Consider the following 20,678-nt stretch of genomic DNA (forward strand, 5'->3'; position numbering starts at 1 on the left):
CCTCTTGTCGCCTTACTTCATAGCTTTCGGTAAATGCGCACGCGCCTTACCGAGAATGCCTTGCACCACCTTGGGGTTGCCAGCAACGACGTTGCCGCTCGTCATGTAATCATGGCCGCCACCGAAGTCGGTAATCAAGCCACCCGCTTCACGCACCATGAGGGCGCCGGCAGCGATATCCCAACGTTCGAGTGAGAATTCCCAGAAGCCATCCATACGACCCGCAGCAACATAGGCTAAATCTAGTGCAGCGGAGCCATTACGGCGCATATCGGCAGCATCTTCAAACAATGCAGCGAATACATTCTGATAGGTTTCGAGTAAGTCTTTGCGCTTGAATGGGAAGCCTGTGGCGAGCAAAGCACCTTGCAGATCACGACGTGCTTTGACACGCAAACGTTTGCCATTCAATTGAACGCCAGCACCTTTGGTTGCGGTGAACAGCTCTTCACGTAACGGGTCATAAATCACCGCTACTTGGGTAACACCTTTGAATTGATAGGCAATGGAAATGGCAAAATGCGGGATACCGCGCAGGTAATTGGTCGTGCCATCCAGAGGATCAATAATCCACTGATGGTCAGCATCTTTACCGCCCGTCTCACCGCTTTCTTCAGCGAGAAACGTGTGGTCAGGAAACACTTTTTGAATCGAGCGAATAATCGCGCTTTCGGCTGCCTGGTCAATCTCGGAGACAAAATCGTTCTGCGATTTTGCTTGAACATTAATGTCGGCTTCGACACCAAAATTCTTCACTAAGATTTTTCCGGCCGCACGCGCAGCGCGCACCGCTATGTTTAACATCGGATGCATACCAAAGTACCTGTGCTGTAAAAGAACGAATTCGGGCGCGCATGATACTGCAAAACCTCTCAAATGCCAAGAGCGTTACTAGCTATTGGTTACTGGCTTCTAGAAGAGCCTAGATCTGTGTTTTCGAGTAGCTAGTAACCAATAGCGAATATCGTTCTTGCTTTTGTTTTTTTACCGTGTTATCTATTTGTTGCGCTAAAAACAACGATAACAGCCAAGGAGGATCCGATGGATCATTCAGAAGAGCTCGATAATGTTGAAAGTGGTAAATCAGGGAAAAGCGCAGGTAAGCGCTGCTGGCGTGAAATTGAAGCGTTGAAAGAAAAGCGTCGTTTGCAGGCCGAACTCGAAGAGTACGGTTATGCGGAAGAACTCGACGACTTTTAAACGCTAAAAAGTCGCTATCGAATTTAAGTAGCAGGTGGCAGGTGCCAATCAATTGCATTGGCGCCTAGCAGTCGGTTCGCCTCCGCGAAATGACCGCAAGTCAAAAAACCGCGATGAGCTGAAAGTGGGGATGGGTGTACACTCGTCAACACATGGTGACGTTGTCGGTCGATTATTTTCCCCTTCTTTTGCGCATGACTACCCCACAGTAAGAACACAATGCCCTCACAGTGCTCATTAATTTGCTGTATCACCGTATCCGTAAATCGTTCCCAACCCCAGTTGGCATGTGAGTTTGGCTGTCCTTGCTCAACCGTGAGTACGGTATTGAGAAGTAGCACGCCCTGCTCCGCCCAATGAGTCAAATTACCATGTTGTGGTGCGGTAAAATCAGCGAAATCATGACTTAGGGCTTTATAAATATTTTTCAATGAAGGCGGTGCGGGAATACCAACTGGAACCGAGAAACACAGGCCATGCGCTTGGCCGGGGCCGTGATAGGGGTCTTGTCCGATAATGACCACTTTTAAATTCTCGACCTTTGTCAGTTTGAATGCCTGAAATACCTCCTGCGCTGCCGGGTAGACAGTCACGCCCTGCTCTCTTCGCGCTTGGACGCGAGTCAGGAGCTCCTGAAAATAGGGTTGCTGCTTTTCTGCGCCAAGTAGGTCAGTCCAAGTACTCATCGTTGCATCGGCCTTTGTATTGATTTGGTAAATGTCATAAATCTTCGATAATATTCTGATTAACTTTATCACTATCAGTTCGAACGGCGGTCCATAATCACTATGTCAGCAGCACCAAAAATCAGTGTTTATCTTATCACGCTCAATGAAGGACGCTATTTAGATGAGGTTCTAAGCAGCGTTCGTGGTGCAGACGAAATCGTGATTGTTGATTCTGGGTCTGACGATGACACGCTCTTAATTGCAGAGCGCCACGGCGCCCGCATCATTCAGCAGGAATGGCTTGGCTTTGCAGCACAGAAGTCTTTTGCGCTTGAGCAGTGCACTCACGATTGGGTACTCAATTTAGATGGCGATGAAGTGCTGCCCACTGGAGCTATCGAGCAACTGCGCGAACTAGCGGCATCGAATCAAGCTGACGGCTATTGGCTAAAACGCGACGATTGGTGGTTCGGAGACAAACTCCCCGGCGCCAAGCGCTACAAATTTTGCCGCTTTTACCGCAAAACCAAAGCGCACTGGGATGTCACACAGTACGTCCACGAGCACATTCACATCGACGGTACCACCCAGCAAACCGACATCACCATGAAACACTATGGCTATGACAGTGTGCATGGCTACATGGCGAAGTTAAATAGCTACTCTGAACTGAAAGCGCGCGTGCGCAGCGAGCGCAACCGAAAAGTGTCTCTACCGCGACTGTTGTTGATATACCCACTGATGTTTCTGAAGTTCTATTTACTCCGCGGAATGATATTTTCGGGCTGGAGAGGCTTCGTCAAAGCACACATCGACGCGTTCTACTTCTTCCTCACCGAAGCCAAGCTCTACGAGCAGCGGTATCGCTCAAAACACTAAAAGCGTTACTGGTTGCTGGCTACTGGCTACTGGCTACTAGCGAGTAACTAGTAACCAATAGCCATTATCGCTTATTTCTTTTCGGGGTGCTGCTCGAACCAGTGCAGGATGTAAGCTACTTTTGCCATTAGATTACTGGGGCGTGAGTAGATACCATGTGGTGCGTCGGGAACCCGCACCATCGCTGTTTCCACGTTGTTTAGTTTTAGTGCTTGGTAATACTGCTCTGATTCTGAGATTGGCGTGCGGTAATCCGCTTCACCGGTCAGCAACATGGTTGGCGTAGTGACATTGCCCACATAACTAATCGGTGAAAACTTCATGTAATGCTCGAGGTTGTCCCATGGCATACCGGGGAACCAGTACTTCGTGAAGTAGTTATACATATCTGCGGTTAACACAAAGCTGTACCAGTTAATCACTGGCTTAGCGACCACAGCAGATGCGAAGCGATCGGTATGTCCGACAATCCACGCGGTCAACACGCCACCACCACTGCCACCGGTCACGTGCAAACGATTTTCATCAATAAAACCTTTCGCAATCACTGCATCGACGCCGTCCATTAAGTCGGTATAGTCGTGACTTGGGTAGTTGTGATGAATTTCCTGCGCGAAGGCTTCGCCGTAACTGGTACTGCCGCGTGGATTGGTATAAAGCACTACGTAACCCTTGGCAGCCATCAGCTGAATTTCGGCAGCAAACGAGCCAGCGTAAGCGGTATGTGGTCCGCCATGAATCTCTAAAATGAGTGGATACTTCTTGGTTTCATCGAAGCCAGGAGGGTATGCAATCCAACCTTGAATTTGTTTTCCGTCATGACTCGACTCGTACCAAATCTCTTCAATGCGCGCGAGTTCTTTGTGCGCCAGTGCATCGTCATTAAGTGACGTTAGTTTGCGCTCGCGATTCCCCGATTTAAGCATTAAGTCAGCAGGCCGTTGTGGCTGCGCTAAGGTATAAATCAAGGTCCCGTCATCAGCTACGGAGAACGCACCGCCGCTGTAAGGACGCGAGTAACTCAAGCCCCCCATATTGGCGACTAATTCGGTACGTCGACCACTCAAATTCATGCTGACAACGTGACCATTGCCATGTTTTTCATAGGATGCATAGATAGTGCGGCTATTGGCGCCCCACTGAATACTATCAATGGCGTAGTCCAAATCTTCGGTTAGCAATTGTGGTTTGCCACCGTCCAGTTCCATTACATAGAGCTGGTTTAATTGATAGCTCAATTCCTTGTCGTCATAGCCCAGCCAAGCCACAAAACGACCATCAGGACTAACAGCTGGTGAGCTATCAGGCCCCACGCGATCGGTTAATGTTTGGATCTCGCCTGATTCCACATTCAAGCTATAAAGCTCGCTGTTGATAGGTTGCTGCCAAGCATCGTCACGACGATTTGCACTGAAGATAATCTTTTTTGAGTCACCGCTCCAAGCCAAGGTGCCGCCATGATTGTAGTCATCAAAGGTCAGCTGACGTGGCGTACCACCACTGGCTGGAATTAGGTAGATTTGGCGATAGCCTTCCGGCGCATAGCCTCCACCGTCAACCCGATAGGTGTCCTTATCAATATACTTTGCTGGCTCGGCCCAGTTTGCACCTTTCGGCTGCCCTGGTAAGGAGACCGGTGGTTTGCTCGGCTTCGGCGTAAACATGCTGAACGCAATCCAACGACCATTTGGCGACCAACTAAGGCCCGATGGCGATCCCGTCAACCGAGTAATAGGCGCGTGCTCGCGGGTGTCGTTCCAGTACAAATGAATCTGTTGACTGCCACTGCGATTCGAGACGAAAGCCAGTGTTTTGCCATCAGGCGACCAAATGGGAGAGTGGTCTTGGTGCATGCCACCGGTTAACGGGCGCAACGTGCCATTGTGTTCCACTTTCCAGAGGTTGCCATAACGGCGATCTTCCATAATGTCCATATAGTTTCGGACAAAGACGGTGTACTCACCGGTGGGATGTACTTGCGGGTCACTGGCATACTCCAATTGAAAGACGTCTTCCAATTGCAGCGTTTTACTGGCTTGTTTGGATTCACTTTCGTCGGCGTAAACCGTTGGAACGGCCAACGCTAAGCCCAATAGTAAGTAGGAAAGTTGTTTCATGCGCCTAACCTCAATGATGAGAAAACGGTGTCTACATACCATAGTCGCTCGATCGTAGTTTTCCTAGTCGATACTCGTTTAATCACCATGCAATTGCGACCAACAAAAAACCCGCCGAAGCGGGTTTTTGATTTCTATTCAAACGAAGCAGCGATTAGAACGAGTAGCTAAAGCTGACCGATGCAAAGTCACGGTCGCTTGCAGCTTCGTATTCACCGCCAGTGTTAATGTTGTAACCTACGCTCACTTTGTAGTTGCTCAGGTAATCCGCATCAACACTCAGACCGACTGTTTTACGGCCTTCTAAGAAGTTGCTGTTTGGTGAAGTACCTTTGACATCATGACCAAGCGCTAAAGTTGGCGTTAAGTTCCAACCATTCCAAACGTTGTTGTAGTTGGCAACAAAACGTGCGCGGTAGCCCCAAGAGCTCGCAGTGACAAAACCATCACAGTTAATGTCAGCGGTTGGCGCTGGGTTACCCAACATCATTTGGTCTGCGCGAGTTAAACACTTTCCGTACACTGGGTTACGGCCATAACGCTGAGTGTCTAAGCCAGGTAGCGAGTGAACTTTGTTCATCGCCACTTCACCGATAAAGGTGACTCGGCTTGCGCCCATCACGTTATCAAGGAAGCGAATACCAGTTAACTGCCACTGACTGACGTCTAGCTCATCATAACCCGAAAGAAGCTCACCCAAATTGGTGAAGTTGCCATCAGCGTCGGCTTCAAGTCGGTTTAAGAAGGTACTAGGGACGCCAGCACGCAAACCTGCAGTCAAGATTTCAGTGGTATTGATCTGCACTGCTTGATCAGGACGGAAACTATACTCACCACCCACTGACCAGAGGCCAAAGTTGGTTGAGAAGCTGGCACCCATAATTTCTTGGTCTTCTGGGTACTCAAGCGCATAGTTCGGACCAGCAATTGGAATACCATCTGGGTGCGAACGCGACGGAGATGGCTGCAACTTCCAGTTGTAAGCAGAAATAATTGGCGTCTGGTTGTGGATATTCATGTAATACACACCAAACTCAACGTCTAAATCAACGGCATAGTGACGCAATGCAAAACCGTACTGGCCATCATCATCTGGCTCAATGTTTGGTGAGCGGTCAAGATAGGTGCCGAACATCACTGATTCACGGTCACTCAGTGAAGAAGAAGGGACCCCTGCGACCAATGTTGGGTTCAGAGTAACCTTGTCACAACCTGGACCACCTAAAATGTCGACAGTAGAGAAGAAGGTACCGCAACCATCAAGCTTGGTGTTGTCCCACTCATACTGATAGAACATATCTAAACTGGTTGAGTCGGTCAGACCTAAGTTCAGGTTGACCATGCCAACCGGCAATAGTGCTTCTTTGATTTCTACACCAGGGCGGCGTACAGCGTTGACGTCAATCGGGTTAATCGCGTTGACACCGTTGAAGATGAAAGTACTCTCACCCCAACTCAATACTTGGCGACCCACACGTAAGTTGACTGGCATATCACCCAGGTCAAAGTAGGCGTAAACGAACGCATCGAGTAGCTCAAAGCCCGAGCCTGTTGAGAAATCGTCCAGCGCGTCATTATCTAAGGTCGCATCTGGGAAATAGTTGGTAGCGGTGTGACCATGTGGTACCGCTTCATTTTTGATGACGTCATCATACCAATACTTAAAACGAACGAAGGCGCCGTAATCGCCGCCATCAATGCTTAAGTCATGAACACCTTTAATGACTGAGGAGACCATGTCGCCTTTGTCGAAGTTCAAGTTACCGTCATCGGCAACACCCGACTGGCCCATACCACCGTCCATATTCCCCGGATGGATGAGACGCATATCGCGTTCTTCTAAACGCCAAGCGGCGCCGTAAGAGATAATTGAATCGAATTTGACACGAAAATCGCCGACTTCGAATTCTGCTGCTTGAGCTCCTGCAGTACCAACCAGGGCCAGCGTTATAGCGGTTGCGAGTGGTAATTTTTTCAGCATAGTTGTTCTTCTTTTCATGTTAGCCACCTATCCATGTAGGATGTTATGCAGTCAATCATGTCCGATGAGTTACAAATATGCAAGTGGTGGGTTAGAAAAAATGGGCCGACTATTTGCATAGTCAGCCCATTTTAAACGTTACGAATTGTGTAACTTAGAGTGATTGGTCGAGTTGCGGCAATACTTCAAACAAATCTGCGACTAATCCGTAGTCAGCAACTTGGAAAATTGGCGCCTCTTCATCTTTGTTGATTGCGACAATGACTTTCGAGTCTTTCATACCCGCCAAGTGTTGAATGGCACCACTGATACCGACAGCGATGTAGAGCTCTGGAGCAACGATTTTGCCGGTTTGACCCACTTGGTAGTCGTTTGGCACAAAGCCCGCATCAACCGCAGCTCGTGAAGCACCAACTGCAGCGCCCAATTTGTCAGCCACTTTTTCTAACAGATGGAAGTTTTCGCCGTTTTGCATACCGCGACCACCCGAAATAACCACGCGCGCGGCAGTCAGCTCTGGACGCTCGGATTGTGCCAGCTCTTCACCAACAAATTCCGACTTGTCACTCGCATGCGCAGCATCGACAGTTTCTACGCTTGCACTGCCGCCTTCCGCTGACACTGCATCAAATGCGGTTGCGCGAACGGTGATGACCTTGATGGCATCTTCCGACTGCACAGTTGCAATAGCGTTACCGGCATAGATTGGACGCTTAAAGGTATCTGCGCTCTCGACAGCGATAATGTCAGAGACTTGCGCCACATCTAATAAAGCAGCAACACGCGGCATAAAGTTCTTACCGGTGGTGGTCGCTGGCGCCAAAATATGGCTGTAGCCTTTACCCAACTCAGCCACTAAAGTGCCTAAGTTTTCCGCGAGGAAATGACCGTAAGCGGCGTTACTCGCGCAGAGTACTTTGTTCACGCCACCAATTTTGCTTGCTTCTTCAGCAACGGCTTGGCAACCATCACCGGCTACCAACACATCGATGTCGCCACCAATGGCCTGCGCAGCACTCAGAGTCTTCAGCGTTGCTGGATTTAATTCACTGTTGTTGTGCTCGGCAATAACGAGAATGCTCATATCACTTTTGCCTCATTTTTCAGTTTCTCGACCAGCTCCGCCACATCAGCAACTTTCACACCTGCGCTGCGCTCGGCTGGAGCTTCGACTTTTAATACTTTGACTGTGCGCTTAACCGCAACGCCTAGGTCATCTGGCGTTAGAGTATCGAGCGGTTTGCGTTTTGCTTTCATGATATTCGGTAACGACGCATAACGCGGCTCATTTAAGCGCAAATCAGTGGTTACGATAGCAGGCAATTGGAGCTTCACGGTTTGCAAGCCGCCATCGACTTCACGCGTGACGCTGACGGTATTGCTGTCTACGTCAACTTTCGACGCAAATGTGCCTTGCGGCATGCCAGTTAAAGCGCCGAGCATTTGTCCGGTTTGGTTATTATCTGAGTCAATCGCCTGCTTGCCCAAGATGATCAGTTGCGGTTGTTCTTTTTCCACCACACCTTTGAGCAACTTAGCTACCGCGAGACTGTCGGGAAGGTCATCAGTCTCAACATGGATGCCACGGTCAGCACCGAGTGCCATAGCTGTGCGCATTTGTTCTTGAACGGCTTTCGGGCCAATTGAGACGACGACGACTTCTTCAGCGATGCCTTTTTCTTTTAGGCGTACTGCTTCTTCAACCGCTATTTCACAAAACGGGTTGAGCGCCATTTTCACATTTGCGAGATCAACGTCAGATTGGTCAGCCTTGACCCGCACTTTCACGTTGTAATCAATGACGCGTTTTACCGCCACTAATACTTTCATGTTGTCGTTCCTGTGTTGCTGAAATGAACTAACTTCAGTAGATAATTTGCTTGAACAGCGCGCAGATTAACATTTTTCAGGGTAAAAATGGTACTATTCGCGCGATTTTTGGCGCTGATCAACGAGGAAAAGCTTGTCTATGTCTGTTTACGGGAAATTGAACGAAACCGATCTATCCGAGCAGGCCCGGTTGATTGGCGGTCGCGAGCAAAGTATGCGCTACTTGGTGCAACTGAGCCGTTCGACGCCCGCTTTGAGCGATACTGAGCGAAGCCCAGAGAATGAGCGTTTTGGCTGTGAAGCCCGCGTGTGGATGACCGTCAATTACACGGCAGAGGGTCGCCTGCAACTGGGCGTGGACAGTGAGGCACGCATCGTCAAAGCGTTGCTTTTGATCATCGCTAGCGCCTTAGATGGCGCCACGCGCGCACAGGTCGCTGCTTACGATCTCGATGCACATCTGCAACGCGTAGGGTTGGGAGCCTTCTTGACGGCCTCGCGTCGCAATGGTCTCCGCTCGGTGGTACAAGCGATCAAAGAGCGCTAGATTGAGAACGCTACTGGTTACTGGTTACTAGCAAGAGCAAAAGCTAAAACAAAGCGCTAGATTGAGAACGCTACTGGTTACTGGTTACTAGCAAGAGCAAAAGCTACAACAAAGCGCTAGATTGAGAACGCTATTGGTTACTGGTTACTAGCAAGAGCAAAAGCTAAAACAAAAGCGGAGCTGGGTTTTCGAATAGCTAGTAGCTAGTAACGTATTTAAATTTTGAGGGATAAACAATGCGGTTTGGTGGGATTGAGCGTGTCTATGGTGCTCCAGCACTGGAGGCTTTTCAGCGCCAGCATATTGCGGTCATCGGATTGGGTGGAGTTGGCTCCTGGGCAGTAGAAGCGCTTGCTCGTTCGGGCATCGGAGCTCTGACTCTCATCGATATGGACGATATTTGTCTGACCAACATTAACAGACAACTTCCGGCTCTGAATAGCACTATTGGTCAATTGAAGACCGAGGTGCTAGCTGCACGAGTCCGGGATATTAATCCTGATTGCAATGTGCGCGTGATTGACGACTTTTTGACGCTTGATAATCTCGACACCTACTTGGGTGATCCCGTGACAGCGGTTCTAGACGCGGTAGATAGTGTGACCGTAAAAGCCGGTCTCATTGCCTGGTGTAAACGACGTAAATTGCCGTTGGTGACCTGCGGTGGAGCTGGCGGTCAAGTAGACCCCAGTCAAGTTCGCAGCAGTGATCTCGCCAAAGCCACTCAAGATCCTTTACTCGCCAAAGTGCGTGCATTACTGCGCCGTGACTACAACTTCAGTAAAAATCCGCAACGCAATTTTAGTGTCACTGCAGTTTATTCGACTGAGCAGTTGCGCTACCCCACTGGCGATGGTCACTGGAGTCACGCAAAACCTGGCGCCGGCTCGATGCGAATGGACTGTAATACGGGGTTTGGTGCATCGATGGTGGTGACTACCACCTTTGCGATGCATGCCACCGCTCTACTCCTGCAAAAACTAGTGAAAAGTAAACAGTGAACAGGTAATAGAAAATACCAAAAGGTTGGTGAATTACGCTGAACTGATTTCACTGATCACTATTCACCATTCACTATCACTTAGACTGAGAAGGGGTACGCGATGGGCTCGTGGTGCTGATACCCAGTTACTTCAAAGTCGTCCATAGTGACCCAGGTTTCCAGATCGTGCAGAGACTTGATGTCCGGATTGATGTGTAACTGCGGTGATGGGTACGGTTCACGTTTGAGTTGCACGTCCCGCATGAGCGCCAACTGGTCTTCATATATATGGGCATTGACGATTTTGTGATACGCACGTCCAGCTTTGTGCCCGGTTATTTGCGCCATCAGAGCCAAGAACGTGAACACTTGAATTTGATTGAAATTGAGGCCGAGCGGGACATCGCACGAACGCTGAAAACTGGTGAGATAGAGCGTGTCACCTAACAGGGAGAAGTTATGGGTGTGCATGCATGGACGCAAACACCCCATGTGAAACTCACCCGGGTTATAGAAACTAATAATTTCACCGCGATCATCGAGCCCACGACTCAAGTTATCGACGACCTTTTGTAATTGATCAACAACGCCGCCATCAGGCTTTGCCCACGCGCGCCCTTGTACGCCATAGACCCGACCCATGTCATCCTCACCTTTGCGATAAGGATTATTGAGCCAAGCTTCATTGAGGTTCGCATTCGCATCCCAGGTTTTGGTGCCAATGTGACGGAAATCAGCGGCGTTGTCGTAACCTCGAATGTAGCCGATCAGCTCGGCAATTGCGGCCTTCCAGTAACTTTTTCGAGTCGTTATCAAAGGAAATTGATTACCCGCTACATCGTATTCGAGATCAGCATTGATTACTGTTAAACAGCGCTTGCCCGTGCGTTCATTGGTGACCCACTCGCCCTGCTCGACGATGCGTTGGCATAATTCTAAATATTGTTTCATGCCTTGCCCTTCTTACTGGTTGGCGTTGTTGGAAGCCGACGTTTATGCGCGATAATCATGATACCCCCACCGACCAGAATCATCGGTAGCGATAACCACTGCCCCATCGACATTCCTAATGATAAAAGGCCTAAATGCGAATCAGGTTGACGCGCGAACTCCACCGCAAAACGCGCCACACCGTAGCCGAGTAAAAAAAGTCCACCGACTGCGCCAGTTGGACGCGGTTTGCGTGAATACCAAGCCAAGATGGCAAACAGCACAAAACCCTCGAGGGTAGCTTGATATAACTGTGACGGGTGGCGAGGCTCTGGCCCCGCAGCAGGAAAAATCATGGCCCAAGGCACGTCGGTAACACGTCCCCATAACTCACCATTAATGAAGTTCCCGATACGCCCCATACCGAGTCCAATGGGCACAAGTGGTGCAATGAAATCACCCACTCTGAGCAGCGACATATTCAATTTGCGGGCATAGAGCGCCAGCACCGCAATCACGCCCAACATACCGCCGTGGAAGGACATGCCTCCGCTACCAAAATTGAAGAGGTACAGCGGGTTACTCACGAAATACTCAAATTGATAGAAAATCACGTAACCGATGCGTCCGCCCAAGATGACGCCAACAAAGCCCCAGAACAGCACATCACCAAATATTTTCTCGTTCCAGCCGTGCGCCTTATAGTGCGCCATTTTGCACTGTCGGTTGCCCCAATACCAAGCGAAGAAGAAGCCGACTAAATAGGTCAGTCCATACCACCGCAGCGCGATGTCAAAACCGAATACCTCGAAGCCAAAAATGATCGGATCGATGTTCGGATGCTGCAAAAACTCGGTGGTCGACATGAATTATCCTATAACTAATTTAATGGCAATAATGACTAAAAACGCGGCAAAAAACCGCTGTAAATGTTTTACGGGTATTTTCTGTGCCAGTGATGCACCAATAGGGGCAAATAATACCGAACTAATTGAAATTGCCAACCAAGCTTCGAAGTGCACATAGCCAAACAAGCCAGAATTATTTTCCAATTGCTGACCTAACACAATAAACGCGATGGCAGCACTCAAGCCGATACTCAAGCTGCCGACCGATGATACCGCAATCGCTTGGCGAATGGGTACGTGTAAGCGCTGCAGTAGCGGCACGGTCAATGAACCACCACCGATACCCACTAACGCCGACAAAGTACCCATGCCAGCGCTGATTAAGCCCATCAGACGCTTCGAAACATCCGTCAATGGCTCACCCGATCGTTGCGGAATCAACATGCGAATCGACAGCCCCATCAGCACAATGGCGAAGATTCGTTGCAACCATTCTGGCTTCAATTGTGTCGCCAACCAAGCACCAAACACGGCCCCAACCATGAGTCCGGGAATCAAGCGTCGTACCCAGAAGAAACTCACCTGCCCGTGCCGTAAGTGTGACCGTGCGGAACTGAGTGTGGTCATGACAATAGTGGCCAGTGAGGTGGCGACGGCCATTTGCACCACTAATTGTGGGTCAACGCCAAGAATCGGGAGTAGATAGATGAGTAATGGAACAATGATCAGGCCACCACCGATGCCGAGCATGCCCGCTAACGTTCCCGCTAGCACGCCACCCGCTAAACACCATAACCAGCCTGTTAACAGCACGAAGGTTCCTTAATGCAGTGAGAGATGATTGCCATTAGGCGCCAGCACGCACAAATCCGCCCAGACCTAACTTCTCAAGTTCCATAGTAATGATTTGCCGCACTTGCTGCGGCGAGCGAGACGCTAATGCTGCGGCTAAAATACGCTCGAGTTGCTGTGATTCCACATGCCGGATAATCCAGCGAATTCGATCGATGTTGTAACTATTCATGCTCAGTGTGCGGTAACCCATTGCGGCTAATAATAGCGCACCGCCCGGCTCGCCCGCCAATTCGCCGCACACTGACACGGGTTTATTCAATTCACGACAGCGCTCTGCAATTTGTTGAAGCGCATGCAGTACCGCTGGATGATAGGCGTCATAGAGCCCCGCGACGCGCTGATTATTGCGATCGACCGCCAGCATATACTGGGTTAGGTCGTTGGTCCCGACCGAAAAGAAATCAACTTTATCGGCAACCGCATGCAACTGATAGATCATGGCGGGCACTTCAATCATCACACCGAGTTGAGGTTGGAACAAACTCTCATCGACGCCACATTGATACTCTTCCGCGACCTCATGATAAGCCTGCTTGACCATACGTGCAGACTCATCCACCTCTTCAGCATTGGTAATCATTGGCAACAAAATACGAAGGTTGTTCCGGCCAACGGAGGCTCTCAGCATGGCTCGGATCTGTACCAAGAAGATTTCCGGATGATCCAGCGTCATGCGAATACCACGCCAGCCGAGGAACGGATTCTCCTCTTTCATCGGTAAATAAGGTAAGGGTTTGTCGCCACCGACATCCAGCGTGCGCATGACCACCGGATGCGGACTAAACTGATCCAGCACTTGGGTGTAGAGCTCGACTTGCTCATCTTCGGTCGGTAGACGCTCGCGCATCATGAAGGGGATTTCGGTTCGGTAAAGCCCAACACCTTGGACGTTCAGCTCGGTTAACCAGTCATGTTCAATCGACATACCGACGTTGAGCTGCAACTGAATGTGAATGCCATCTAAGGTTTCGACAGGCAAATGACGGGCCGTTGCTACTTTTTCACGCAGCAAGACTTCTTCGTCAGCGAGTTCTCGGTATTCCGACTCGACCTGCAACGGCGGATTTATAAAGATATCACCGTTGTAACCGTCGACAATGAGCGTTTGCCCTTCAATTTCATCGAGGGCAAGGTCATCCACACCGAGTACTGCAGGAATTCCCATGCTGCGCGCCATAATAGCTGCGTGCGAACTACCCGACCCTCGCAGCGAGACCATACCAATAATATTGGCATCGGGAAGCTCAGCGAGCATGGTTGGAGTGACTTCTTCAGCCACCAAAATGCAGTTTTCCGGTGGGTTGTGCCGTGCGCCATTGTGTTGCTTCAAGTGCGATAAAATACGCTGCCCTAAGTCACGCACATCGCTGGCACGCTCGCGAATATACTCATCGTCGAGCGCTTCAAATTGATTCACCAAATGCTCGACCACCTTACGCAGCGCGGTTTGCGCACGCCACCCTTGGCTGATTGTCTCTTCGACCTCTTTACCCAGCGACTCAGAATCGAGCATGGCATGATAGACCTCGAAAATCGCGAGGCTCTCTTCCGCCACTTGATCACGCATGCGGTCACTGAGCTCGGTCAGTTCAGTTCGCGTCCGTTTTACCGCTGCTCGAAAGCGACGGATTTCGTGCTCCGGCATATCGGTTTTCTTTGGCGTTACTTCACTCAACCGCGCACGTGGCCGCACCACGTAGGCTTCAGCTATTGCTACACCAGGCGCTGCCGGTAAACCTTTCAAAGTGTGTAACCAAGGGGACTGACTGGTGGTTCGCAATAGTCCTTTCGCTTCGGCATGTGCCACCACCACCGCCAGCTGCGCCGCGAGTGTCACGACGAAGGCTTCTTCATCACGCGTGAAAGCCCGCGCACTAGCTTGTTGAACGGTGAGGATACCGAGTACTCGACGGCGATGAATAACGGGCGCTACTAACATGGCTTTGTAGCGTTCTTCATCCACTTGATCGAGCTTGAGGAACTTCGGATGGTCTGCCGCATTGGCAATATTTAGCGGCTCTTCGCGCTGCGCTGCAAGCGAGATGATCCCTTCGCCAAAAGGCACATGAATGGGTTTATCGGAATGAATAACGAGGCCATCGGTTGCCGCCAGTGCAAACTGCTGCTGATCATGGTCAGCCAAATAAATCGTGCACGAGTCGGTCTGCAACGCTTCTTTCACTTGCCGCACCATGATTTGCAGCGCCAGCTCGAAATCTGGCGCTTGGTTCACGGCCTCGACAATACGTTGCAAAACTCGTAGCACGGTTGCACTCCATCAACGTTTACGACGGGAGTGGCGTTGCCTCTTTACTGGTCCTGAGCGCGGCGCCGGATGCTGTTGTCGTTGACCACTGGCGGTTGGCATGACAATAGGGGCGAACTCTTTCATCACGCGACGATACACATCCCGTTTGAACGACACCACATGTCGCACAGGATACCAATAGCTGACCCAGCGCCAGTCATCAAATTCTGGATGTGACGAGCACATCACGTTGACGTCTGCTTCTGCACATTTGAGTCGTAGCAAAAACCACTTCTGTTTCTGACCAATACAGGTTGGTCGTTGTTCGCGTCGCACAAGACGTTTCGGTAAGCGGTAGCGAAACCAGTTGCGACTGGTGTAGACGATCTCTACTTGTTCGGGCTTTAAGCCTACCTCTTCCCACAACTCACGGTACATGGCTTGTTCGGCTGTTTCACCGTCATCGATGCCACCTTGAGGAAACTGCCAGCTGTGTTGTCCAAATCGACGCGCCCAAAAGACTTGTCCCTGCTCGTTACAGATGATGATTCCGACGTTTGCTCGGAACCCTTCTGCGTCTATCACGCGAGCATCCTCTTAAATTCGACTTCTAAAGTTGATTCTTCCATAATCGCCGCGTGATGAAAAGAGGAAAAGCACAGAGAGGACGCCCGTGCAAGACCTGATAACCCTGTTTAATCGCGCCAGCGCGCTCGCTGGTCGTACGTTTGCCGACTTAGCCGCCGAAGTAAAATTAGCGGTACCAGCCGATTTACGACGACACAAAGGGTGGGTCGGGCAATTACTGGAAAGGCAACTCGGTGCCAGCGCCGGTTCGCAAGCGGTACAGGACTTCCCGGAACTCGGCGTAGAGCTTAAAACGATTCCTCTGAACGCACGCGGGAAACCACTGGAAACGACCTTTGTCTGCACGACTCCGTTAATGGATGTGCATGAACTGACTTGGGAACGATCCAACGTACGCAATAAATTACAATGTGTATTGTGGATACCCATTGACGGGCGCCGGGATGTGCCGCTGGCACAACGCACCGTTGGTACTGCTTTTTTATGGCGCCCATCGGCACAGCAGGAAGCGCAGCTGAAGGCAGATTGGCAGGAGCACATGGACAAAATTGCTCTGGGCCAAGTCGAATCGATTAGTGCGCACCAGGGTGAAGTCATGCAATTGCGCCCGAAAGCAGCCAATGGCCGTGTCAAAACGGCAGCGATTGGACGCCATGGTGAAGTCATCCAAACGCTGCCCCGCGGTTTCTATTTGAAAACTCAGTTTACGCAGCAGTTAATTGCTGAGGCATTCAATCTAGATTTCGACGACACTCGTACTAATGAGTCATGAGTACACCAAGCCCTTTGCAGCGTAATATCAGTCCCGCAGCGCGCCAAAACGCGCTGACTTTTTGCTTGCTCGGTGTTTTGATCTTCGCCGTCGCCATGTTCTGTTGGTTGGTGGAGGCACCGCTGGCTCCTGCGGCCTTCGGACTGTTATGGATTGCGAGCGCAGTGCTACTGTTTTTGGGTATTGCTAAGTTACTGGAGCCCGAGACTAGCCTCATTATTACGCCTGCTGACATCACTTATTCACATCGCCGCGGTCAGTGGACCTTGCCGTGGGAAGCCATCACTCGCTTCGATGCACCACGTGTTCAACGTGGCTTGAACCTGGAAGATTTGCCTTATTTAGGCTTTCGGTTGGAAGATATTGAGGTACTACTACAACGCATTTCTCCCCGCCTGATGTCACATGTGATTGTCGAACAACGCCATCTGCTCGCGCTGGGCTTACGTTATGAACGGCCAGATTTACGTGATTACAGCCAATACTACGATATCCCTGAACGCTTTATTGGCCGCAGTGGCCGCGAATATAAGGGCCTACAAGCCATGTTTGCCGTGCGCTCTCAACAACTCCGCGAGTTACTGGGCTACGATATTTTTATTCACGCCAGTGCACTCGACCGCCCACTAGACGAGTTTATTCAGTATCTACGCCAGTTGCAGAGTAGTCGGCAGCAATATCTTTAGATGCTTGCTGTTTAAGCGTCAGCCCATTATTCTTGCCACATCATTCTAAACTGGAAGTCATGCATGGAAACGATTGGTTGGCGCGAATGGGGCGCCCTCCCAGAATTGGGAGTTGATGCCATTAAAATGAAGGTGGACACCGGTGCAAAGACCTCGTGCCTGCATGCATTCCGATTGGAACCATTTGAGCGCAACGGTAAGCCATGGCTCCGCATTTGGCTCCACCCAGAGCAAAACAGTGATCGTGAACACGTCTGTGAGGCGCCTATTGCTGACCAGCGCGAAGTAACCGATTCTGGCGGCCACACGGAGTTGCGCTACGTGATTCGTAGCCATCTGCAGCTAGGTGCCTTCGCTGAGCCAATAGAGCTTACTTTAACGAATCGTGATACCATGAAATTCCGCATGCTCCTCGGTCGTCAGGCCATGCGCGGGAAATTTGTGGTAGACCCACAATCATCTTTTTTACTCGGTCAACCTGTGACTGGAGCGCATTCATGAGAATCGCCATTTTATCGCGAAACCCAAGACTTTACTCAACCAAGCGATTGGTCGAAGCCGGTGAGGCTGCCGGGCACGAGATGCACGTGCTCGACCCGCTGCGTTGTTATATGAACATTAATGCCCGTGAATCATCGATTCACATGAAGGGAAGTGATTTACCCCCCTTTGACGCCGTAATCCCGCGCATTGGTGCGTCGGTGACCTTCTTCGGCACGGCTGTATTGCGCCAATTCGAAATGATTGGTACTTATCCGTTGAATGAATCGGTAGCGATTTCGCGCAGCCGGGATAAATTGCGTTCGCTGCAATTATTGAGCCGCAAGGGCATTGGTCTGCCGATCACTGGATTTGCCAGCCAGCCGCAAGATATCCCCGATTTAATCGATATGGTCGGTGGTGCACCGCTTGTCATCAAATTGCTCGAAGGCACCCAAGGTATTGGTGTGGTTCTCGCGGAAACTCGGCAAGCAGCCGAGAGCGTGATTGAAGCCTTTATGGGCCTGCGCTCACACATTATGGTGCAAGAATATATCAAAGAAGCAGGGGGCGCCGATATCCGTTGCTTCGTCATTGGCGATAAAGTTATCGCTGCTATGAAACGTCAGGCCAAAGCCGGTGAGTTCCGCTCCAACCTCCATCGCGGTGGTAGCGCTAGTCTGGTCAAACTCACGCCAGCAGAGCGAGCGACGGCTGTTAAAGCCGCCAAAACCATGGGCTTAAATGTCGCGGGTGTTGATATCTTGCGCTCCAATCATGGCCCACTGGTTATGGAAGTGAACTCGTCACCGGGTCTGGAAGGAATTGAGATGTCGACCAACAAAGACGTGGCTGGTCAAATCATCAGCTTTATTGAAAGTCACGCGAAAGCACATCGCACGCGGACCAAAGGCCGAGGCTAACTACCGGTAAAAAGTGAACGGTGAAAAGAGAATGTTCACTGTTCACTGATCACTATTCACTTGCTTGGGGTTTCATGGCTGGGAAAGTAAAAGTATTTCATTTGGCTGGCGAGCGCATCATTGCGGGTGCCCGGCATAGTATTAAGATTCCGGCAGCGCGCCTGTATAACGATACGCCGATGGATTTGCATGCAGAAGTTTTCCATGGCGTGAAGCCGGGACCCACACTACTTGTCTGTGCAGCGATTCATGGCGATGAACTCAACGGTGTCGAGGTTTGCCGCCGCTTAATGGGCGTGATTGACCCGCTCCAACTGGCCGGCACACTTATAGTCGTGCCCGTTGTGAATGTCTTTGGCTTTATTCAGCAATCACGTTACCTCCCTGACCGGCGCGATTTAAATCGTTGCTTCCCAGGTTCAGAACGCGGTGCGTTGGGCAGTCGACTTGCTCATCTATTCAGTGAAACATTGGTCAAGAATGCGACGCACATCGTTGATTTGCACACGGGTGCAATTCATCGCAGTAATTTGCCGCAAATTCGAGTCGATACCACCAACGATGAAGCGCTGGCCATGGCGGAGAGTTTTGGTTCGCCCGTTATTCTGCATTCGAAAGAGCGCGATGGCTCGTTGCGCTCGCTTGCGACAGAGCTCGGTATTCCGTTGATTTTATACGAAGCCGGTGAAGCACTGCGGTTTGATTACGCAGCCATTCATGCAGGTGTGAACGGCGTGCAGAACGTTATGAAGATGCTGAAGATGTTGAAAGGTCGCCGCAGCCGTAAAAAGGTCACGCCTGTCGTCGCGCATCGCAGTAACTGGATCCGCTCAGAGTCAGACGGTTTGGTGATTCCAAAAGTTGAACTGGGGCAAACCATCACCAAAGGTCAGATTATTGCGCAAACCGTCAACCCACACGGCGCGGAACTCAGTCCAATTCGCAGTCCTTATCATGGTATTGTGATTGGCATTTCGAATATTCCAGTTGCCAATGAAGGCGAAGCGCTTTTTAATGTCGCTCAGTTTGAAGACAATGAAGATATGGACGATGCTTCTGAGAGTGTCGATGTCTTTACCGAAGCATACGAACGGAAGCCAACATGAAGAATCGAATACAGGCACCGTCACAACTGGTGATCCGGCATGCCGATCGGTTTGCTGGACAACCCTTGTTGCTCGTGAACGCGCCTGATCCTGAAGTCGCCGCTGAGCTGGATGTCCAAGCTACTTGGAACTTGCACGCAGGCTATGCCAAACGCTGGCAGCGCGGAGCTGGTTTGCATCACTTTGGTGAACTGCCACCGCATAGCGAAGCGACCGCAGCACTGGTCTGGTTACCCAAAGAAAAACCACTGACTGATTATATTGTTCGCGCACTCGCAAGTGTACTACCCGCTGGTAGCACAATCTGGCTCGTCGGTGAGAATCGTAGTGGAATTAAGAGTATTCATAAGGTATTGCCAGACTGTCTCGAGCCTGCGCAAAAAATTACCAGTGGCAATCATTCATTGTTGATAGCAACGGCTGTCAAACAGCAAACAACCTTTGCACTGGAGTCGTTTTTAACCCATTGCGAACTCCCACAACCCGGTCAAGAAGAACCCCTTCACTTAGCCAGTTACCCGGGCGTATTCGCCTTCCCAAGCATCGATGCGGGCAGCGCAATGTTATTGCAACACCTACCGCAGTGGCAGCGCGGGAAGTTACTTGATTTCGCTTGTGGTCATGGTGTGTTAGGCGCTTGGTTAAATCGCGCCGGGCCTGAGCTTGACGTCAGCTATCTTGATGTTAGCTGCATGGCACTAGCGGCGACCCGCAAGACCCTCGAGCAAAACGGCCTGACCGGTACGTTGCTCGCCGAGGAAGGACTACCGTCTAATTTGCCACGCTACGATTATGTTGTCAGTCATCCACCCTTCCATACTGGGCTCGCGACAGATTATAAAATCGGCGAACAATTTTTACGGGACGTCCATCAGCATCTCACCCTCAGTGGAGAGCTCTGGCTGGTCGCGAACCGCTTCTTGCCCTGGCCCGAGTTGCTGGAGAAAACTTTTGGTACCTTCGATAGGATTGCAGAAGACAATCGTTTTGCGGTCTATCGGGCTCGACTCAAGTCACGCGATCGTAAGCGGCACTAAA

At 50.6% G+C, this 20,678-nt stretch carries 21 protein-coding genes; 10 read left to right on the forward strand and 11 right to left on the reverse strand.

The features are described from left to right. Window positions 1-12 precede the first annotated feature (12 nt). Window positions 13-813, reverse strand: coding sequence for an inositol-1-monophosphatase (suhB, locus tag CWE22_RS05945; protein ID WP_169930430.1), 801 nt, complete (start codon window positions 811-813; stop codon window positions 13-15). Window positions 814-1,041: 228 nt separating this feature from the next. On the opposite strand from suhB, the gene CWE22_RS05950 reads away from it, so the two are divergent. Then, window positions 1,042-1,200: a DUF3545 family protein gene (locus CWE22_RS05950; protein ID WP_169930431.1), complete on the forward strand. Its 159-nt coding sequence runs from the start codon at window positions 1,042-1,044 to the stop codon at window positions 1,198-1,200. A gap of 23 nt (window positions 1,201-1,223) precedes the next feature. Here CWE22_RS05950 and ung read toward each other — a convergent pair whose 3' ends face one another. Beyond that, window positions 1,224-1,886, reverse strand: a complete 663-nt coding sequence (ung, locus tag CWE22_RS05955; protein ID WP_169930432.1) for a uracil-DNA glycosylase — start codon at window positions 1,884-1,886, stop codon at window positions 1,224-1,226. Between the two features lie 102 nt (window positions 1,887-1,988). Between ung and CWE22_RS05960 the strand changes: the two genes are divergently transcribed. Then, window positions 1,989-2,747: a glycosyltransferase family 2 protein gene (locus tag CWE22_RS05960; protein WP_169930433.1), complete on the forward strand. Its 759-nt coding sequence runs from the start codon at window positions 1,989-1,991 to the stop codon at window positions 2,745-2,747. Window positions 2,748-2,818: 71 nt separating this feature from the next. Here CWE22_RS05960 and CWE22_RS05965 read toward each other — a convergent pair whose 3' ends face one another. From CWE22_RS05965 to CWE22_RS05980, 4 genes are all read right to left on the reverse strand, one after another. Next, window positions 2,819-4,864, reverse strand: a complete 2,046-nt coding sequence (locus tag CWE22_RS05965; protein WP_169930434.1) for a S9 family peptidase — start codon at window positions 4,862-4,864, stop codon at window positions 2,819-2,821. Window positions 4,865-5,018: 154 nt separating this feature from the next. After that, entirely contained in the window at window positions 5,019-6,863 is a 1,845-nt protein-coding gene (locus CWE22_RS05970; RefSeq protein WP_244595962.1) for a DUF1302 domain-containing protein, read from the reverse strand. A 136-nt stretch (window positions 6,864-6,999) separates the two neighbouring features. Further along, the gene (locus CWE22_RS05975; protein ID WP_169930435.1) at window positions 7,000-7,929 is read right to left on the reverse strand and encodes an electron transfer flavoprotein subunit alpha/FixB family protein; all 930 of its coding nucleotides are present in this window, start codon (window positions 7,927-7,929) and stop codon (window positions 7,000-7,002) included. Beyond that, on the reverse strand, window positions 7,926-8,675 hold the full coding sequence (locus tag CWE22_RS05980; protein ID WP_169930436.1) for an electron transfer flavoprotein subunit beta/FixA family protein: 750 nt from the start codon (window positions 8,673-8,675) through the stop codon (window positions 7,926-7,928). The genes CWE22_RS05975 and CWE22_RS05980 overlap by 4 nt, the downstream gene beginning before the upstream one ends. A 139-nt stretch (window positions 8,676-8,814) precedes the next feature. On the opposite strand from CWE22_RS05980, the gene CWE22_RS05985 reads away from it, so the two are divergent. Beyond that, complete coding sequence (locus CWE22_RS05985; RefSeq protein ID WP_169930437.1) at window positions 8,815-9,222, forward strand: SufE family protein; 408 nt, start codon at window positions 8,815-8,817, stop codon at window positions 9,220-9,222. A gap of 236 nt (window positions 9,223-9,458) precedes the next feature. Continuing rightward, a complete protein-coding gene (gene tcdA, locus CWE22_RS05990; protein ID WP_169930438.1) occupies window positions 9,459-10,223 on the forward strand; it encodes a tRNA cyclic N6-threonylcarbamoyladenosine(37) synthase TcdA in 765 nt (254 codons plus the stop codon). A gap of 80 nt (window positions 10,224-10,303) precedes the next feature. Here tcdA and CWE22_RS05995 read toward each other — a convergent pair whose 3' ends face one another. The 5 genes from CWE22_RS05995 to rppH are packed head-to-tail and all read right to left on the reverse strand — an operon-like array spanning window position 10,304 to window position 15,670. Then, window positions 10,304-11,155 carry a thymidylate synthase gene (locus CWE22_RS05995; protein ID WP_169930439.1) on the reverse strand — a complete coding sequence of 284 codons (852 nt, stop codon included), beginning with the start codon at window positions 11,153-11,155 and terminating at the stop codon, window positions 10,304-10,306. Next, the gene (gene lgt / locus CWE22_RS06000) at window positions 11,152-12,000 is read right to left on the reverse strand and encodes a prolipoprotein diacylglyceryl transferase (protein ID WP_169930440.1); all 849 of its coding nucleotides are present in this window, start codon (window positions 11,998-12,000) and stop codon (window positions 11,152-11,154) included. Before lgt ends, CWE22_RS05995 begins: the two co-directional genes overlap by 4 nt. Window positions 12,001-12,003: 3 nt before the next feature. Beyond that, entirely contained in the window at window positions 12,004-12,795 is a 792-nt protein-coding gene (locus CWE22_RS06005) for a sulfite exporter TauE/SafE family protein (RefSeq protein ID WP_169930441.1), read from the reverse strand. A gap of 34 nt (window positions 12,796-12,829) precedes the next feature. Next, window positions 12,830-15,103 carry a phosphoenolpyruvate--protein phosphotransferase gene (ptsP, locus tag CWE22_RS06010; RefSeq protein WP_169930442.1) on the reverse strand — a complete coding sequence of 758 codons (2,274 nt, stop codon included), beginning with the start codon at window positions 15,101-15,103 and terminating at the stop codon, window positions 12,830-12,832. A 12-nt stretch (window positions 15,104-15,115) separates the two neighbouring features. Next, entirely contained in the window at window positions 15,116-15,670 is a 555-nt protein-coding gene (rppH, locus tag CWE22_RS06015) for an RNA pyrophosphohydrolase (protein WP_169930443.1), read from the reverse strand. A gap of 88 nt (window positions 15,671-15,758) precedes the next feature. On the opposite strand from rppH, the gene mutH reads away from it, so the two are divergent. The 6 genes from mutH (at window position 15,759) to CWE22_RS06045 (ending at window position 20,677) form a co-directional block, all read left to right on the forward strand. Continuing rightward, on the forward strand, window positions 15,759-16,445 hold the full coding sequence (gene mutH / locus CWE22_RS06020) for a DNA mismatch repair endonuclease MutH (protein ID WP_169930444.1): 687 nt from the start codon (window positions 15,759-15,761) through the stop codon (window positions 16,443-16,445). After that, window positions 16,442-17,131, forward strand: coding sequence for a DUF2982 domain-containing protein (locus tag CWE22_RS06025; RefSeq protein ID WP_169930445.1), 690 nt, complete (start codon window positions 16,442-16,444; stop codon window positions 17,129-17,131). The genes mutH and CWE22_RS06025 overlap by 4 nt, the downstream gene beginning before the upstream one ends. A 63-nt stretch (window positions 17,132-17,194) precedes the next feature. Then, window positions 17,195-17,632 (forward strand): ATP-dependent zinc protease family protein, encoded by a 438-nt coding sequence (locus tag CWE22_RS06030; protein WP_169930446.1) that lies wholly within the window; start codon window positions 17,195-17,197, stop codon window positions 17,630-17,632. Next, complete coding sequence (rimK, locus tag CWE22_RS06035) at window positions 17,629-18,534, forward strand: 30S ribosomal protein S6--L-glutamate ligase (protein ID WP_169930447.1); 906 nt, start codon at window positions 17,629-17,631, stop codon at window positions 18,532-18,534. Before CWE22_RS06030 ends, rimK begins: the two co-directional genes overlap by 4 nt. Before the next feature lie 74 nt (window positions 18,535-18,608). Beyond that, entirely contained in the window at window positions 18,609-19,640 is a 1,032-nt protein-coding gene (locus tag CWE22_RS06040) for a succinylglutamate desuccinylase/aspartoacylase family protein (RefSeq protein ID WP_169930448.1), read from the forward strand. Then, window positions 19,637-20,677, forward strand: a complete 1,041-nt coding sequence (locus CWE22_RS06045; RefSeq protein WP_169930449.1) for a class I SAM-dependent methyltransferase — start codon at window positions 19,637-19,639, stop codon at window positions 20,675-20,677. The genes CWE22_RS06040 and CWE22_RS06045 overlap by 4 nt, the downstream gene beginning before the upstream one ends. Window position 20,678 lies beyond the last annotated feature (1 nt).

The organism is Pseudidiomarina aestuarii (genome assembly GCF_003987355.1).
GTDB classification, from domain to species: domain Bacteria; phylum Pseudomonadota; class Gammaproteobacteria; order Enterobacterales; family Alteromonadaceae; genus Pseudidiomarina; species Pseudidiomarina aestuarii.

Bases quoted from the DNA above. Each gene is read 5' to 3' on its own strand.
- suhB (WP_169930430.1), bottom strand. From the start codon at position 813: ATGCATCCGATGTTAAACATAGCGGTGCGCGCTGCGCGTGCGGCCGGA.
- CWE22_RS05950 (WP_169930431.1), top strand. From the start codon at position 1,042: ATGGATCATTCAGAAGAGCTCGATAATGTTGAAAGTGGTAAATCAGGG.
- ung (WP_169930432.1), bottom strand. From the start codon at position 1,886: ATGAGTACTTGGACTGACCTACTTGGCGCAGAAAAGCAGCAACCCTAT.
- CWE22_RS05960 (WP_169930433.1), top strand. From the start codon at position 1,989: ATGTCAGCAGCACCAAAAATCAGTGTTTATCTTATCACGCTCAATGAA.
- CWE22_RS05965 (WP_169930434.1), bottom strand. From the start codon at position 4,864: ATGAAACAACTTTCCTACTTACTATTGGGCTTAGCGTTGGCCGTTCCA.
- CWE22_RS05970 (WP_244595962.1), bottom strand. From the start codon at position 6,863: ATGAAAAGAAGAACAACTATGCTGAAAAAATTACCACTCGCAACCGCT.
- CWE22_RS05975 (WP_169930435.1), bottom strand. From the start codon at position 7,929: ATGAGCATTCTCGTTATTGCCGAGCACAACAACAGTGAATTAAATCCA.
- CWE22_RS05980 (WP_169930436.1), bottom strand. From the start codon at position 8,675: ATGAAAGTATTAGTGGCGGTAAAACGCGTCATTGATTACAACGTGAAA.
- CWE22_RS05985 (WP_169930437.1), top strand. From the start codon at position 8,815: ATGTCTGTTTACGGGAAATTGAACGAAACCGATCTATCCGAGCAGGCC.
- tcdA (WP_169930438.1), top strand. From the start codon at position 9,459: ATGCGGTTTGGTGGGATTGAGCGTGTCTATGGTGCTCCAGCACTGGAG.
- CWE22_RS05995 (WP_169930439.1), bottom strand. From the start codon at position 11,155: ATGAAACAATATTTAGAATTATGCCAACGCATCGTCGAGCAGGGCGAG.
- lgt (WP_169930440.1), bottom strand. From the start codon at position 12,000: ATGTCGACCACCGAGTTTTTGCAGCATCCGAACATCGATCCGATCATT.
- CWE22_RS06025 (WP_169930445.1), top strand. From the start codon at position 16,442: ATGAGTACACCAAGCCCTTTGCAGCGTAATATCAGTCCCGCAGCGCGC.
- CWE22_RS06030 (WP_169930446.1), top strand. From the start codon at position 17,195: ATGGAAACGATTGGTTGGCGCGAATGGGGCGCCCTCCCAGAATTGGGA.
- rimK (WP_169930447.1), top strand. From the start codon at position 17,629: ATGAGAATCGCCATTTTATCGCGAAACCCAAGACTTTACTCAACCAAG.
- CWE22_RS06040 (WP_169930448.1), top strand. From the start codon at position 18,609: ATGGCTGGGAAAGTAAAAGTATTTCATTTGGCTGGCGAGCGCATCATT.
- CWE22_RS06045 (WP_169930449.1), top strand. From the start codon at position 19,637: ATGAAGAATCGAATACAGGCACCGTCACAACTGGTGATCCGGCATGCC.